The 12,666-nt window shown below is 69.7% G+C and carries 12 protein-coding genes; 5 read left to right on the forward strand and 7 right to left on the reverse strand.

What is annotated here, in order from left to right; genetic code table 11:
- Positions 1–773: S49 family peptidase (locus tag JWQ05_RS19915; protein WP_299662389.1), on the reverse strand; the 773-nt coding region annotated here is incomplete at its 3' end.
- 160 nt (positions 774–933) lie between these two features.
- Here JWQ05_RS19915 and JWQ05_RS19920 point away from each other — a divergent pair.
- Positions 934–1,254 carry a hypothetical protein gene (locus JWQ05_RS19920; RefSeq protein WP_299662392.1) on the forward strand — a complete coding sequence of 107 codons (321 nt, stop codon included), beginning with the start codon at positions 934–936 and terminating at the stop codon, positions 1,252–1,254.
- Positions 1,255–1,322: 68 nt separating this feature from the next.
- Here JWQ05_RS19920 and JWQ05_RS19925 read toward each other — a convergent pair whose 3' ends face one another.
- On the reverse strand, positions 1,323–2,108 hold the full coding sequence (locus JWQ05_RS19925; protein ID WP_299662395.1) for a methyltransferase: 786 nt from the start codon (positions 2,106–2,108) through the stop codon (positions 1,323–1,325).
- A 4-nt stretch (positions 2,109–2,112) separates the two neighbouring features.
- A complete protein-coding gene (locus JWQ05_RS19930) occupies positions 2,113–2,337 on the reverse strand; it encodes a DUF2007 domain-containing protein (protein ID WP_299662397.1) in 225 nt (74 codons plus the stop codon).
- A gap of 163 nt (positions 2,338–2,500) precedes the next feature.
- Here JWQ05_RS19930 and JWQ05_RS19935 point away from each other — a divergent pair, with 163 nt between their 5' ends.
- The gene (locus tag JWQ05_RS19935) at positions 2,501–3,520 is read left to right on the forward strand and encodes a polyprenyl synthetase family protein (protein ID WP_299662399.1); all 1,020 of its coding nucleotides are present in this window, start codon (positions 2,501–2,503) and stop codon (positions 3,518–3,520) included.
- 43 nt (positions 3,521–3,563) lie between these two features.
- Here JWQ05_RS19935 and JWQ05_RS19940 read toward each other — a convergent pair whose 3' ends face one another.
- From JWQ05_RS19940 to JWQ05_RS19955, 4 genes are all read right to left on the reverse strand, one after another.
- Positions 3,564–5,210 carry an EAL domain-containing protein gene (locus tag JWQ05_RS19940; protein WP_299662402.1) on the reverse strand — a complete coding sequence of 549 codons (1,647 nt, stop codon included), beginning with the start codon at positions 5,208–5,210 and terminating at the stop codon, positions 3,564–3,566.
- Between the two features lie 137 nt (positions 5,211–5,347).
- Complete coding sequence (locus tag JWQ05_RS19945; RefSeq protein WP_299662405.1) at positions 5,348–6,223, reverse strand: 4-(cytidine 5'-diphospho)-2-C-methyl-D-erythritol kinase; 876 nt, start codon at positions 6,221–6,223, stop codon at positions 5,348–5,350.
- 82 nt (positions 6,224–6,305) lie between these two features.
- A complete protein-coding gene (locus JWQ05_RS19950; RefSeq protein ID WP_299662408.1) occupies positions 6,306–8,174 on the reverse strand; it encodes a tetratricopeptide repeat protein in 1,869 nt (622 codons plus the stop codon).
- 165 nt (positions 8,175–8,339) lie between these two features.
- The gene (locus JWQ05_RS19955) at positions 8,340–10,001 is read right to left on the reverse strand and encodes an electron transfer flavoprotein-ubiquinone oxidoreductase (RefSeq protein ID WP_299662410.1); all 1,662 of its coding nucleotides are present in this window, start codon (positions 9,999–10,001) and stop codon (positions 8,340–8,342) included.
- 228 nt (positions 10,002–10,229) lie between these two features.
- Here JWQ05_RS19955 and JWQ05_RS19960 point away from each other — a divergent pair, with 228 nt between their 5' ends.
- From JWQ05_RS19960 to JWQ05_RS19970, 3 genes are all read left to right on the forward strand, one after another.
- Positions 10,230–11,129: a uracil-DNA glycosylase gene (locus JWQ05_RS19960; RefSeq protein ID WP_299662413.1), complete on the forward strand. Its 900-nt coding sequence runs from the start codon at positions 10,230–10,232 to the stop codon at positions 11,127–11,129.
- A 102-nt stretch (positions 11,130–11,231) separates the two neighbouring features.
- Complete coding sequence (locus JWQ05_RS19965; protein WP_299662416.1) at positions 11,232–12,146, forward strand: neutral zinc metallopeptidase; 915 nt, start codon at positions 11,232–11,234, stop codon at positions 12,144–12,146.
- Positions 12,147–12,247: 101 nt separating this feature from the next.
- On the forward strand, positions 12,248–12,666 hold a 419-nt coding region (locus JWQ05_RS19970), incomplete at its 3' end, for a molybdenum cofactor synthesis domain-containing protein (RefSeq protein WP_299662419.1).

Genomic DNA, 12,666 nt, shown 5'->3' on the forward strand with positions numbered 1-12,666 from the left:
CGGCGCAGGATGCGCGCCACGAGCGACCCTTTCTTCTCCGCCACCAGCACGAGTTCGACCTTGTCTCCGTAGCGCGCCCTCAGGGTCGAGCGAGCGTCGCCGAGGGCATCGACGAGCCCGAGCGGCACCGCCTGCCGCCCGGTCCAGACCGCACCGGTGAACAGGTTCTCGCCGTTCGGCGCCAGGGTCGGGCGCCGGCCGCTGACGAGCGCGGTGAACAGCGCCTGCACGTCCGCCTGGATTACCTTGAGCCGGGCGACATCCGCCGGATCCTCGGGGCGGAACGGATCGAGCATGCCCTTGGCCTCGCCTTGCGTGTGGACGCGCCGCTCGACGCCGATGCGCTCGATCAGCCGATCGAAGCCGAACCCCGCCGAGACGACCCCGATTGAGCCCACCAGCGACATCGGGTCGGCGATGATCTCATCCGCCGCGCAGGCGATCATGTAGCCGCCTGAGGCCGCCACATCCTCCACGAAGGCGAGCACCGGCAGGTTCTTCTCCGCCGCCAGGGCCCGGATGCGCTGATGGATGAGATGGGATTGCGCCGGCGAGCCGCCCGGCGAGTTGATGATCAGCGCCACCGCCGCGATGCCCGGCATCCCGAAGGCCCGCTCCAGGCTTCCGGCCAGCCCGGAAATCGACAGGCCGGCCCGGAACGGCGAGACCGCCCCGATGGCGCCGCTCAGCCGGAGTACCGCCACGCGCGGATGCTTGGCGCGCCAGCGCTTCGGCAGAAGCGCACGCAGGCGCGCGGAGAGGGACAGCGGCATGAGGTTTCGCTCGCGGGGTCGGCCGGCGGGCGCCGGTGCGACGGGTGACGTGGGGCGGGCCGAACCCTTTTGCCAGATTCGTCGTTCTGCACATGCCGCCGCACCCTGGCGGTTTGCGGAGCCCGGCCGGGTCCGCGGAACGGGAAGGGAGTTCAAGACCATGCGCGTGTTGCGTTGGATGATCATCGCCCTCGGCGTGATGGGCGGTGCGATGGGTCTCGGGGCGGCGACCCAGGCCGCGCCGCTGCCGGTGTCGGGCATCGAGGCCGCGGGGCAGGCGCCGCTCGTCGAGCAGGCACGGTGGCATCGTCATCGCCGGCACTGGCACCGGCGCCATTGGCACCGGCGCCATTGGCACCATCACCGCCGCTGGCATCACCGCCACCACTGGCACCATCGTCACCACTGGCGGCGCCACCACGGCTGGGGTCACCGCGCCTATGGCTGGCACCGCCCCTACCGCGTCCGCACCTTCTACTGACACTGGGATTTCCTAACAGGCCCGACCCCGGGAAGGCGCCGCGCGGGCGCCCTCTCGGGGTCGCCGGTTCAGGATGGCGAGCCGATCCAGGCTCGGCCTCCGTTCAGGGCCTGCGTGGCCTCGGTGAAGTGCCCCTCCGCATCCTGCAGCACCAGCGCGGGCAGCAACGCGAGGGGCGCACGGCTGCCCTTCACGGCGGTGATCAGGATGCGGATCGCCGCCTGATCCGCCCTGGCGTGGACGGGCCTCACCGCCACGCCGCCGAAGCGGCCCGTCAGCGCGTCGAGGCAGGCGGGGAGGGCATCCGCCCGGTGGATCAGCCCGAGCCGTCCGCTTGGCCGCAGGAGGTCGACGCAGGTGCGTAGCCACGCTGCCAGTCCGCCCGGCGGGAATCCATGCGCCGAGGCCTTACCGGCCACCGGGGAGGCCCGGTAGCGGCCCTCCTCGAAGAAGGGGGGATTGGTCAGGACGACATCGGCGAATTCCGGGTCGAGGCCGGCGGCACGGCGCGCGGCGCCGGGCACCAGCACGTCGGCCGTGAGGATCGCGGTTCGGTCCTGCAGCCCGTTCAGCGCGGCGTTGCGGCGGGCGTGGTCCGCGAGATCCGGGTCCCGCTCGACGAGGACCACACGGGCCGTCGGGACGCGTTGCGCCACGCTCAAGCCGACCGCGCCCGTCCCGGCTCCGACATCGCAGATCACCGCATCGTCCCCCGGAGCGACGAGGCTCGCGAGCAGCACGGCGTCGGTCCCCGCGCGATGGCTCCCGCGCGCCGGCTGATACAGGCGCAGCCGCCCGCCGAGCCAAGCCTCCGCTTCGATACCCGCGCTCGCATCGGACATTGCGTCGGACATCGGGTCAGGCATCGCGCAACTCCGCCGCGAGCCCGGCCTCGGTGAGCAGGCGGCGGGCCTGAGCGGCGTGGTCGCCCGGCACCAGGATGCGGCGGGCGAAGGCACCGATCGACCCTTCGAGCAGGCTCATATGCTGGTCCGCCACGAGCACGGGAATGTCGGCCCCCTCCAGGAGCGATTGGGCAAAGCCGATGAGGACGAGGTCGTTGCTGCGGATCAACTCGTTCATGAACCCTGTCCCGAGTTTTCGGCGCGCCACCGGCGGACGGCCTGCTCGCCCATACCTTGCGGCATGGTGCGTGTTGCAGCGCCACCGGGCGCATGCGATGGGGTGCCGCAGAGTAGAGGTCGCGAGGCGCCGCGAGGCGCCGGATGTTGGAGGCCGCGCGGTTTTGGGCGTCGTAGTTCCGAACGATGAGAGCAGCCTCGACCCGGAGGCGAGCCTGGCCGACCTGGTGGCCTTGGTGTCCGGCGGCATGGAGCGGGTCAACGCGACGATCCTGTCCCGCACGGGGTCGGACGTCCAGATGATTCCCGAGGTGGCCAACCACTTGATCTCGTCGGGCGGCAAGCGCCTGCGGCCGATCCTGACGCTCGCCACCGCGGATCTCTGCAAATACGCCGGCGACGGGGCGGTCAAGCTCGCGGCCAGCGTCGAGTTCATGCACACCGCGACCCTCCTCCACGACGACGTTGTGGACGAGAGCGACATGCGGCGGGGCAAGGTCGCGGCCCGCATCAAGTGGGGCAACGAAGCCAGCGTCCTCGTGGGCGATTTCCTGCTGGGTCAAGCCTTCCGCATGATGGTCGAGGTCGGGTCCCTCAAAGCCCTCGACATCCTCTCGGCCGCCGCCACCATCATCGCCGAGGGCGAGGTGATGCAGCTCACCGCCGCCAAGAACACGGAGACCAGCGAGGACGAGTACCTCGCGGTGATCAGCGCCAAGACCGCCGAACTGTTCGCCGCGGCCTGCGAGGTCGGCCCGGTGCTGGCGGGCCGCGACGCGACCGAGCAGGCCGCCTGCCGCGCCTACGGCATGAACCTCGGCATCGCCTTCCAGCTCATCGACGACGTGCTCGATTACGGCGGCACAAGCGACAGCCTGGGCAAGAACGTCGGCGACGACTTTCGCGAGGGCAAGATCACCCTGCCGATCGTGCTCGCGGTCCGGCGCGCCTCCGAGGGGGAGCGTCGGTTCTGGAAGCGGACCCTGGAGCAGGGCGAGGTGAACGACGACGACCTCGACACCGCCCGCTCCCTCCTGCACCGCCACGGCGCCCTGGAGGAGACGATGGCGCGCGCGCGGCTCTACGGCGACCGGGCCCGCACGGCGCTGGCGCCGTTCCCGCCAAGCCCGATGAAGCAGGCCCTTCTGCAGGTCGTCGATTTCTGCATCGCCCGGGCCCACTGAAGCATGGCGACGTGGGAGCGGTCCCGCGCCGCGTGGTGTGCTCTCAAGCCGCCCTGTTCCGCGTCGCGTCCGCCGGAGGCAGGCTGATCGCGACGACGCCCTGGTCCGCCGATATCTCGAGATCGGCGATCACGAGGTTGCCGGCCGAATCCGTCCAATCGCCGAGGAGCCCGTCCGTGGTGGCCTTGTCCATCGGTTTTCCGAACAGGTAGCCCTGGCCGTAGGTGCAGCCCTGGCCCGCGAGCCAATCGACGCTCGAGGCGGTCTCGATCCCCTCGGCGGTGGTGACGAGGCCGAGGCTGGAGCCGAGCGCGATGATGGCATCCACCAGTTTCGCGCGTTCCGTGCCCATCGGGATCGAGGAGACGTAGCTGCGGTCGATCTTCAGCTTGTCGAACTGCAGTTCCCGCAGGTGATAGAGGCTGGAATAGCCCGTTCCGAAATCGTCCAGCGCGATGCGGACGCCGAAGTTCTGCAGCGACTTCAACGCGACCCGGGCGGCTTCGAGGTCGTTGACGAGGGCCGTCTCGGTAATCTCGATTTCCAGACGGCCCGGCGCGAAGTCCGTCTCGGTGAGGATCGCGAGGATGCGCTCGGGCAGGTGCCGGTCCTGCAGCTGCAGCGGCGAGATGTTGATCGCCAGTTGTAGGTGGGGCGGCCAGGAGCGCGCATCGGTGCAGGCCTGGCGCATCAGCGACCAGGTCAGGTCGGCGATGAGGCCCGTCTCTTCGGCGAGCGTGATGAACCCATCCGGGGTGAGGGGGCCGTGATCCGGATGGTGCCAGCGGGCCAGGACCTCGAAGCCGATGAGCACCCGGTCCGGCAGGGAGACCACGGGCTGGTAGTACGGCCTGATCTCGCCCTTCTCGATTCCGTCGCGCAGCTCGCCTTCGAGGCGGGCGCGCACCTTCAGGGCCTGACTCATCTCGAGGTGGAAGAACCGGAAGGTGCCGCGCCCATCGCGCTTGCCCTGATACATCGCGACATCGGCCGCGTGCAGCAGCGCCTCCGCCGTCGCGCTCTCCGGCGTCGCCACGGCGACCCCGACCGTGGCGCCGATCTCCAGGCGGCTCTGCGCCCATCCGATGGGATGGGACAGGACCTCGATGATCTGCTGGGCCAGACGCCCGAGGCTTTCCGGATCGCCGCGCGAATCGGTCAGGATCGCGAATTCGTCTCCGCCGAGGCGTGCCGCCAGGCTGTCCGGCGGTATGAGCCCGCGCAGGCGATCCGCGACCACGCAGAGGACGGCATCGCCGGCCGCATGGCCATGGACGTCGTTCACCGGCTTGAATCGATCGAGGTCGATCTGGAGGACGGCCAGGGTGGAGAGTGGCGTCACCGCCCGCAGGCGGCTCTCGAGAACTTCCCGGAACAGGCGGCGATTGGCGAGGCCCGTCAGCGCGTCGTGGCGGGCGACGCTCTCGGCCTGCGCCTCGGCCCCGTCGCGCTCGCGCATCGCCTTGCGGAGCTTGAACGATTTGCGCACCGCCGCCGCGACCAGGCCGACGCTCATGCAGAGCGTCAGCATCAGCAGATCCAGCAGGTTGTTGTTCCGCAAGCCGTCGATGAGAACCGCGAACACGCCGAGTTGGGTGCCGACGATCCAGATGCAGGTCCCGATCATCATCAGGCAGAGGAGCTCCCGCAGCTCCCCTTCGCCCCATGACGGGTGTTTCAGCTTCGGCATCGATCGCTCCCTGTGCGGAGCAACCCTGACACCCTAAAACTTGCTTGAGCGTAAATAGCTCACGCCACTGTGGCTTTCAGTACTAACGAAAGATCAAACTTTAGTTGTGAGATCCTTCGTCCAACGGGTAGGCGGGACTAGCGCAGAAGCGCGGAGGTCACCCACCAGTCCGGGTGCGCGGCCTTCAGGCGCCGCGCGGCCCGTGCGGCCTGCCGGCGATCCCCGAACAGGCCGAACACCGTGGCACCGGATCCGGACATCCGCGCCAGCTGGCAGCCCGTCTCGCGCCGCAGGGCGCCGAGGGCCGCGTCGATCACGGGGGCGAGGTGGCGTGCCGGCGCTTCGAGGTCGTTGCGCGCCGGAACGAGCGCGCGCACCAGGACGTCCAACGCGGCATGCGGCGGGATCTCCGGGTGCGGATCGCCGCCGAGGCGCTGGCCGACGCTGAGCCCGAGCGCGCGGAAGACCGGCGCCGTCTCCACCGGGACGCCGGGATTGATGAGGATTGCGGGCATCGGCGCCAGCGCGAGGGCCGGACCGATCGCCTCGCCGGCGCCCCGCATCATGCGGGCCCGGGGATCGAGGCAAACCGGCACGTCGGCGCCGGTGGCGCGGGCGGCAGCGATCAGATCGGGATCGTCGGAGGCGATGCCGTTCAGGCGGGCCAGCAACCGAAGGGCGGCGGCCGCGTCCGAGGAACCGCCGCCGATGCCGGCGGCGACCGGCAGCCGCTTGACGAGGTGGAAAGACCCTTGCGCGAGCCCGGGCCGCAGGCGGGCGAGGTGGCGCGCGGCGCGGATCACGAGGTTGTCGTCGAGGGGCCCGGCAGGGCCGGCGGTCGGCCCGGAGACGGCCAGACCCAGTTCGGGGCCGGGCTCCAGGCTCAGGGTATCGCCCGATCCGGTGAAGACTACGAGGCTTTCGAGCTCGTGATAGCCGTCCCCGGCCCGGCGGCCGAGAACGTGAAGGGTCAGGTTGATCTTGGCCGGAGCGCGGGTGACGAGGCGGGACACGGACTCTCTGGGCTCGACGTCGGGCGGGTGCGCGGCGGGTCTGACCCCGCAACGCGCACCGCGTCAAGCCTGACCGTGCGGTTCAGCCACCGCTCTTCTTGTCGGCGGCACCGGGGGGCTCGCTCGGAGCGGGGGCGCCCTTCGGAAGCTCCGGGTTGGCCTTGCCGTCCGGCGGGTTCTCTGCGGTCGCCGCCGGCTTGTCGAGTTCGGGCAGGCCGTCCTTGAGCTTGGCGTTGATCTTCTCGAGATCCTCCGGCTCCGGGTTCAGGTCCTTGGCGTGCTGCCACTGGAACTTGCCCTCGAGGCGGCGGCCGGCGCGCCAATAGGCGTCGCCGAGGTGATCGTTGATCGTCGGATCGCCGGGCTTCAGCTCGATTGCCTTCTCCAGCTCGCGCACGGCGTCGTCCCAGCGCCCGAGGCGGAAATAGGCCCAACCCAGGCTGTCGATGATCATGCCGTCGCGCGGGGCGGAATCCACCGCCTGCTTCAGCATGGTGAAGGCCTCGTCGATATTCATGTTCTGGTCGACCCAGGAATACGCGAGGTAGTTGAGCACCTGCGCCCGGGCGCCGGGCTGGCTCGCGGGCACGAGTTCCAGCGCCTTCTTCAGGTCGGCCTCGGCCTTGGGCCATTGCTTGGCCCGCTCGTAGGCGGTGCCGCGGAAGTAGAAGGTCGTCCAGTAGTTCGAGGCCGGCCGGTCGCCGATCAGCGCGATGGCGCGGCTGTAGGTCTCGGCGGCCTCCTCGTACTTCTTGCGCGAGCGCTGCACGTTGCCCAGCGCCGAGATGATGTCGATGTCGTCGGGATGCGCCTTCATGGCGGCGTCGAGATGCGCGATGGCCTCGTCGCCCTTGCCCATCTGCTCGAGGTTCAGCCCGATCTGGACGTCGGCGTTGAGGCGCAGCGGCGAGGTGGTCGGAATCTGCGCGTAGGCCTCGTTGGCCCGGTCCGCCTGCTTCATCCGGTCGAGGATGTCGGCGAGCGTGAGACGGGCGAGCGCGTGCTCGGGGGCGAGATAGAGGGCGAGGCGCAGATAGACCACCGCCGGCAGCTCGTCCCCTTGCGTCGAGCCGGCCGAGCCGAGCCCGTACAGGACCTCGCCGGCGCCCTCCTGCGCGGAGTTGACGAGGCGGGTGAGCGGCTTGCCCTCCTTCAGCTTCGTCAGGGCGTCGCGCACGATGGGGTGGCGCGGCAGGACCTTGTCGAACTCGGTATAGGCCTGGATCGCCAGATCGGTGCGGCCGGCCTGCGCTTCGAAGCGCGCATAGGCGTCGACGATGCGCAGGGTGTTGCGGTCGGCGTCGTAGGCCGCCTTCAGGCGGCGCTCGGCCTCGGCCTGGTCGCCGACGAGGCTCGCGATCAGGCCGGCGTGGAAATCGCGGAAGGTGTTGTAGTAGCGTTCGCCCTTGAGCTTGTTGATGGTCTCCAGCGCACGCTTGCCGTCGTTGGCGCCCGCGAAGGCCCAGGCGGTCAGCAGCGTGGCCGTGAGGTCGGCGGCGGCACCCTTGCCGCTGCGGGCGAAGTTCTGGCGCGCCTGCGCGAACTGGCCCGCCTTGATCTGGCGCACGCCGAGGGCGAGCTGCGCGAGGCCGTTCGAGCCGTCGCGGCTGGTCAGACGCTCGGCGGCGCGGAAGGCGTCCGGAAGGGCGCCGTCGGCGAGCAGCGACACGAAGGCGCGCTCCAGCAGTTCCGCGTTGCGGGGGTCGGCCTTCACGGCCTCGCGGTAGAAGCTCGCGGCGGCGGAAGTGTCCTTCGAGGCACCCGCGATGTAGGCGGCTAGGAAGTTGCCCTCGAGCGATTCCGCCGGCTCGTACTCGGAGACCGGCGCGGATTCGCGCGGTTGGGCCGCGTGCGCCGGCAGGGACGCCGCCAGGCAGAGGGCGAGGGCCGAGAGAGCCCGGCGGCCGGGCCGAGCGGTGCCGGTCCGAAGAGTCTTGACGTTTCCGTTCATGGGCACCGATCACGGCTCCTGCGCACCGGCCGATCCTGCGGCCGGGCTCGATTGGGGCGGGACACTGGACTCTAACCACCATCCTCGCAAGGCATAAGGATGGCGGCACGAGCCTCCGCCATCCTGCGGCATCGCCGCCTCGTCGATCCGTGAACGGAGGCCCGTTCACATGTTGGGATAGTTCGGCCCGCCCGGCCCCTCGGGGGTCTCCCAGTTGATGTTCTGGTTGGGATCCTTGATGTCGCACGTCTTGCAGTGGACGCAGTTCTGGGCGTTGATCTGGTAGCGCACCCCGTCGCTGGCGCCCGCGTCCGCCACCCATTCGTAGACGCCCGCCGGGCAGTAGCGCGCGGACGGACCGCCGTAGACGTCGTGCTCGGAGGCCTTCTGCAGATCCAGGCTGCGCACCTTGAGGTGGGCCGGCTGGTCCTCCTCGTGGTTGGTGTTCGAGAGATAGACCGAGGAAAGCCGGTCGAAGGTCAGCTTGCCGTCCGGCTTCGGATAGACGATCGGCACCACGTCCCGCAGCGGCTTCAGGGTGGCGTGGTCCGGCTTGCCGTGTTTCAGCGTGCCGAAGGGCGAAGCGTCCAAGATGGTGTTCGACCACATGTCGAGGCCGCCAAGCCCCACGCCGACCAGCGTGCCGTAGCGCGACCAGAGCGGCTTGACGTTGCGCACGCGCTTCAGGTCACGGCCGATGGCGCTGTCGCGCCAGCCGTTCTCGTACGCTTCGAGTTCGTCGCCCTGGCGCCCGGCCTCCAGCGCCTGCGCGAGGGCTTGCGCCGCCTGCATCCCGGAGAGCACCGCGTTGTGCGAGCCCTTGATGCGCGGCACGTTCACGAAGCCGGCGGAATCCCCCACGAGGCAGCCGCCCGGGAAGACGAGCTTGGGCACGGATTGCCAGCCGCCTTCCATGATCGCGCGGGCACCGTAGCCGATGCGCTTGGCGCCCTCGAAGGTCTCGCGGATCATCGGGTGGGTCTTGAAGCGCTGGAACTCCTCGAACGGCGACAGGGTCGGGTTCTCGTAGTTCAGGTGCGTGACGAACCCCACCGAGAGCAGGCCGTCGTCGAAATGGTAGAGCCAGGAGCCGCCGCCGGCCTTGTTCGGCAGGGGCCAGCCCATCGTGTGCTGGACCAAGCCGGCCTGGAACCTGTCCGGCGCCAGCTGCCAGAGTTCCTTGACGCCGAGGCCGTATTTCTGGTGGTCGCTGTGGGCGTTGAGCTTGAATCGGTCGATCACGGTCTTGGTCAGCGAGCCGCGCGCGCCCTCGCCGAAGACGGTGTATTTCGCTCGAAGCTCCATGCCGCGCGTGTAGTCCTCGCGCGGCTCGCCGGACTTGCCGATGCCGAGGTCCCCCGTGGCGACGCCGACCACCGCGCCGGCCTCGTCGTAGAGCACCTCGGAGGCCGGGAAGCCCGGATAGATCTCCACGCCGAGCTCCTCGGCCTTGGCGCCGAGATACTTCGTGACGTTGGAGAGCGAGCCGACGAAATTGCCGTGGTTCGACATGAACTTCGGAAAGAACAGGTTCGGCAGGGTCACGCCGCTGTTCTTGGTGAGGAACATGAACTCGTCGCGCTCCACCGGCGTCTTGAGCGGGCGCGCCGCGTCGTCACGCCAGCCCGGCACCAGGACATCAAGGCCGGAGGGATCGATGACGGCCCCGGACAGGATGTGGGCGCCGACCTCGGAGCCCTTCTCCACCACCACGACGCTGACATCGGCGGCGATCTGCTTGAGGCGGATGGCGGTCGCGAGCCCGGCCGGACCGGCCCCCACGATCACCACGTCGAATTCCATCGCCTCGCGTTCGGGCAGCGCCATCCGTCTTCCTCCTGTCGAGCCCGGCTTTTCGCCGGGGCGTTGGCCGTGCGATCAAATGTTGGGCGATCACATGTCTGGCGATCACTCTCAACCCATTCCAACCTGGGAACGCAAGCACCCGGCCGCTCCGGGGTTGAGGGAAGTGACGATGTCGCGCGGGGCGAAAGGTGGTGCGCGGTGCCGCAGGCCCCGTTGTCCACAGGCGCGCGGTGCGCCACATCCTTCCGTATGAGCCACGGCGACGACAGACAGCGGGATCTCATCGCGAACCTCGACTTCCACGTCGAGGCGGGCCTCGACCTCTTCCTCGACGAGGTGCCGCACGACCGCTTCGGCGAGGCCGATGCGCCGGAGCCGGTCCAGGCCGCGCCCGTTCGCGCGCCGGTGGCTCCATCCGGGCGCACACCGGTGGTTCACCCCGCTCGCGACGAATCGTTCCGGACCGAACTGCCCGAGCGCGGCGCGCCGCCACCGCCCCCGCCCCAGACGCGGACCTTCGGCCAGTCGGCGGCGGCCAAGCCCGGCGAGGCTGCGGGCGACGCGCGAGCGAGGGCGCGGGATGTCGCGACCCTGGCGGAACTCGAGGCTCTGCTCGCGGGCTTCGATGGCTGCCCGCTGAAGTTCACCGCCAAGAACCTCGTCTTCGCCGACGGCAATCCGGACGCCAAGCTGATGTTCATCGGCGAGGCGCCGGGCGCCGACGAGGACCGGGTCGGTAAGCCCTTCATGGGCCGCTCCGGCAAGCTCCTCGACCGGATGATGGCGGCGGTCGGCCTCGACCGGACGAGCGCCTACGTCACCAACATCGTGCCCTGGCGTCCGCCGGGGAACCGGAACCCGACCCCGCAGGAGGTCGCGATCTGCAAGCCGTTCATCGAGCGCCAGATCGAACTGGCCGCCCCGGACCTCATCGTCTGCCTCGGCAGTCCCTCCACCCAGGCCATCACGGGCACCAAGGACGGCATCCTGAAGGCGCGGGGCCGGTTCTACCCCTACCGGGTCGGAGACCGCGAAATCCGCGTTCTGGCGACCCTGCATCCGGCCTACCTGCTGCGCCAGCCCCTGCAGAAGCGCCTGGCCTGGCGGGACTTCCGGACCCTGCGCGCGGCCCTCGACGGGAAGGCCTGAGCCGGCTAGGGGCTGCGCTCAAGCGGAACCGTATCCCGCGCCTGCGACTTACTTCACGCGGCCGTGTGCGGGCCGCGCGTCCCAACAGGGTGTCACGAGATCATGCGCTGGGAAGATTTCCGCTCGTCCGACAATGTCGAGGACCGGCGCGGCGAGGGCGGCGGTGGTGGCGGGTTCGGCTTCCCCGGCGGCGGCGCCGGCGGGCTCGGCATCGGCACGATCGTGATCCTGTGCATCATCGGCTGGGTCACGGGCATCAACCCGGCGATCCTGATCGGCGGCGCCGAGCAGATGTCGGGCGGCGGGCGCCCGCGCCAGGAACAACAGGTCGATCCGCAGACGCAAGGCCAGCGCAAGACCAAGCCCTCGGACGAGAGCGGCCGCTTCGCCGCCGCGATCCTCGGCAACACCGAGGACGTCTGGAAGGAGGTCCTGCCGAACCAGACCGGGCGCCAGTACCGCCCGACCACCATGGTGCTCTACACCGGCGGCACCCGCAGCGGCTGCGGCTCGGCCCAGGCCGCGATGGGGCCGTTCTACTGCCCGCTCGACAAGAAGGTCTATCTCGACACGTCGTTCTTCAAGGAGATGGAGCAGAAGTTCGGCGTGAAGGGTGACTTCGCCTACGCCTACGTCATCGCCCACGAGGTCGGCCACCACGTCCAGGACGAGCTCGGCATCCTCGGCAAGGTCCAGGGCCGCCAGCAGAGCGCGTCGAGCAAGACCGAGTCGAACCAGCTTTCCGTGCGCATCGAGCTGATGGCCGATTGCCTCGCGGGCGTCTGGGCCAAGAACTCCAACGACAAGTACAATTCCCTGGACAAGGGCGACATCGAGGAAGCCATGCAGGCGGCGAGCGCCATCGGCGACGACAAGCTCCAGAAGCAGTCGCAGGGCTACGCGGTGCCGGATTCCTTCACCCACGGCTCGTCCGAGCAGCGCATGCGCTGGTTCATGACCGGCTACCGCAGCGGCCAGACCAAATCCTGCGACACATTCCGCGCCGCGGGCAACTGACGCGCCTGGAAAGATGACGTGGAAGCTCCGGCGCTGTCGGAGCGCAAGCCGATGCGTTACCCTTCGACCCCGTTCCGCACATCGCTCGAAGGTCCGTCACGATGGTCGCATCCGACAAGACCCGCAGCTTCATCCCCCTCGCCATCGCGGTCCTCACCGTCTCCGACACCCGCGTCGCGGCGGACGACCGCTCCGGCGACACGCTCGTGGAGCGCCTGACGGCAGCGGGGCATGCGCTCGCCGCCCGCGCCATCGTGGCGGACGAGGTCGCGGCGATCCGGGGCCAGGTCGAGGCGTGGAGTCGCGACCCCGCCGTCGACGTGGTCATCACCACGGGAGGCACGGGCTTTACCGGCCGCGACGTGACCCCGGAGGCCCTCGAGCCGCTGTTCGAGAAGCGCATGGACGGCTTCTCGGCGGTGTTCCACCGCATCTCCTACGACAAGATCGGCACCTCGACCCTGCAATCCCGCGCCACCGCCGGGGTCGCCAACGCCACCTACATCTTCGTCCTGCCCGG

It is taken from the genome of Methylobacterium sp. (genome assembly GCF_028290105.1).
Classification (GTDB): Bacteria; Pseudomonadota; Alphaproteobacteria; order Rhizobiales; family Beijerinckiaceae; genus Methylobacterium.

Excerpts from the sequence above, each read along its gene's own strand:
- JWQ05_RS19965 (WP_299662416.1), top strand. The coding sequence starts at position 11,232 with ATGCGCTGGGAAGATTTCCGCTCGTCCGACAATGTCGAGGACCGGCGC.
- JWQ05_RS19960 (WP_299662413.1), top strand. The coding sequence starts at position 10,230 with ATGAGCCACGGCGACGACAGACAGCGGGATCTCATCGCGAACCTCGAC.
- JWQ05_RS19925 (WP_299662395.1), bottom strand. The coding sequence starts at position 2,108 with ATGTCCGACGCAATGTCCGATGCGAGCGCGGGTATCGAAGCGGAGGCT.
- JWQ05_RS19950 (WP_299662408.1), bottom strand. The coding sequence starts at position 8,174 with ATGAACGGAAACGTCAAGACTCTTCGGACCGGCACCGCTCGGCCCGGC.
- JWQ05_RS19955 (WP_299662410.1), bottom strand. The coding sequence starts at position 10,001 with ATGGCGCTGCCCGAACGCGAGGCGATGGAATTCGACGTGGTGATCGTG.
- JWQ05_RS19930 (WP_299662397.1), bottom strand. The coding sequence starts at position 2,337 with ATGAACGAGTTGATCCGCAGCAACGACCTCGTCCTCATCGGCTTTGCC.
- JWQ05_RS19940 (WP_299662402.1), bottom strand. The coding sequence starts at position 5,210 with ATGCCGAAGCTGAAACACCCGTCATGGGGCGAAGGGGAGCTGCGGGAG.
- JWQ05_RS19920 (WP_299662392.1), top strand. The coding sequence starts at position 934 with ATGCGCGTGTTGCGTTGGATGATCATCGCCCTCGGCGTGATGGGCGGT.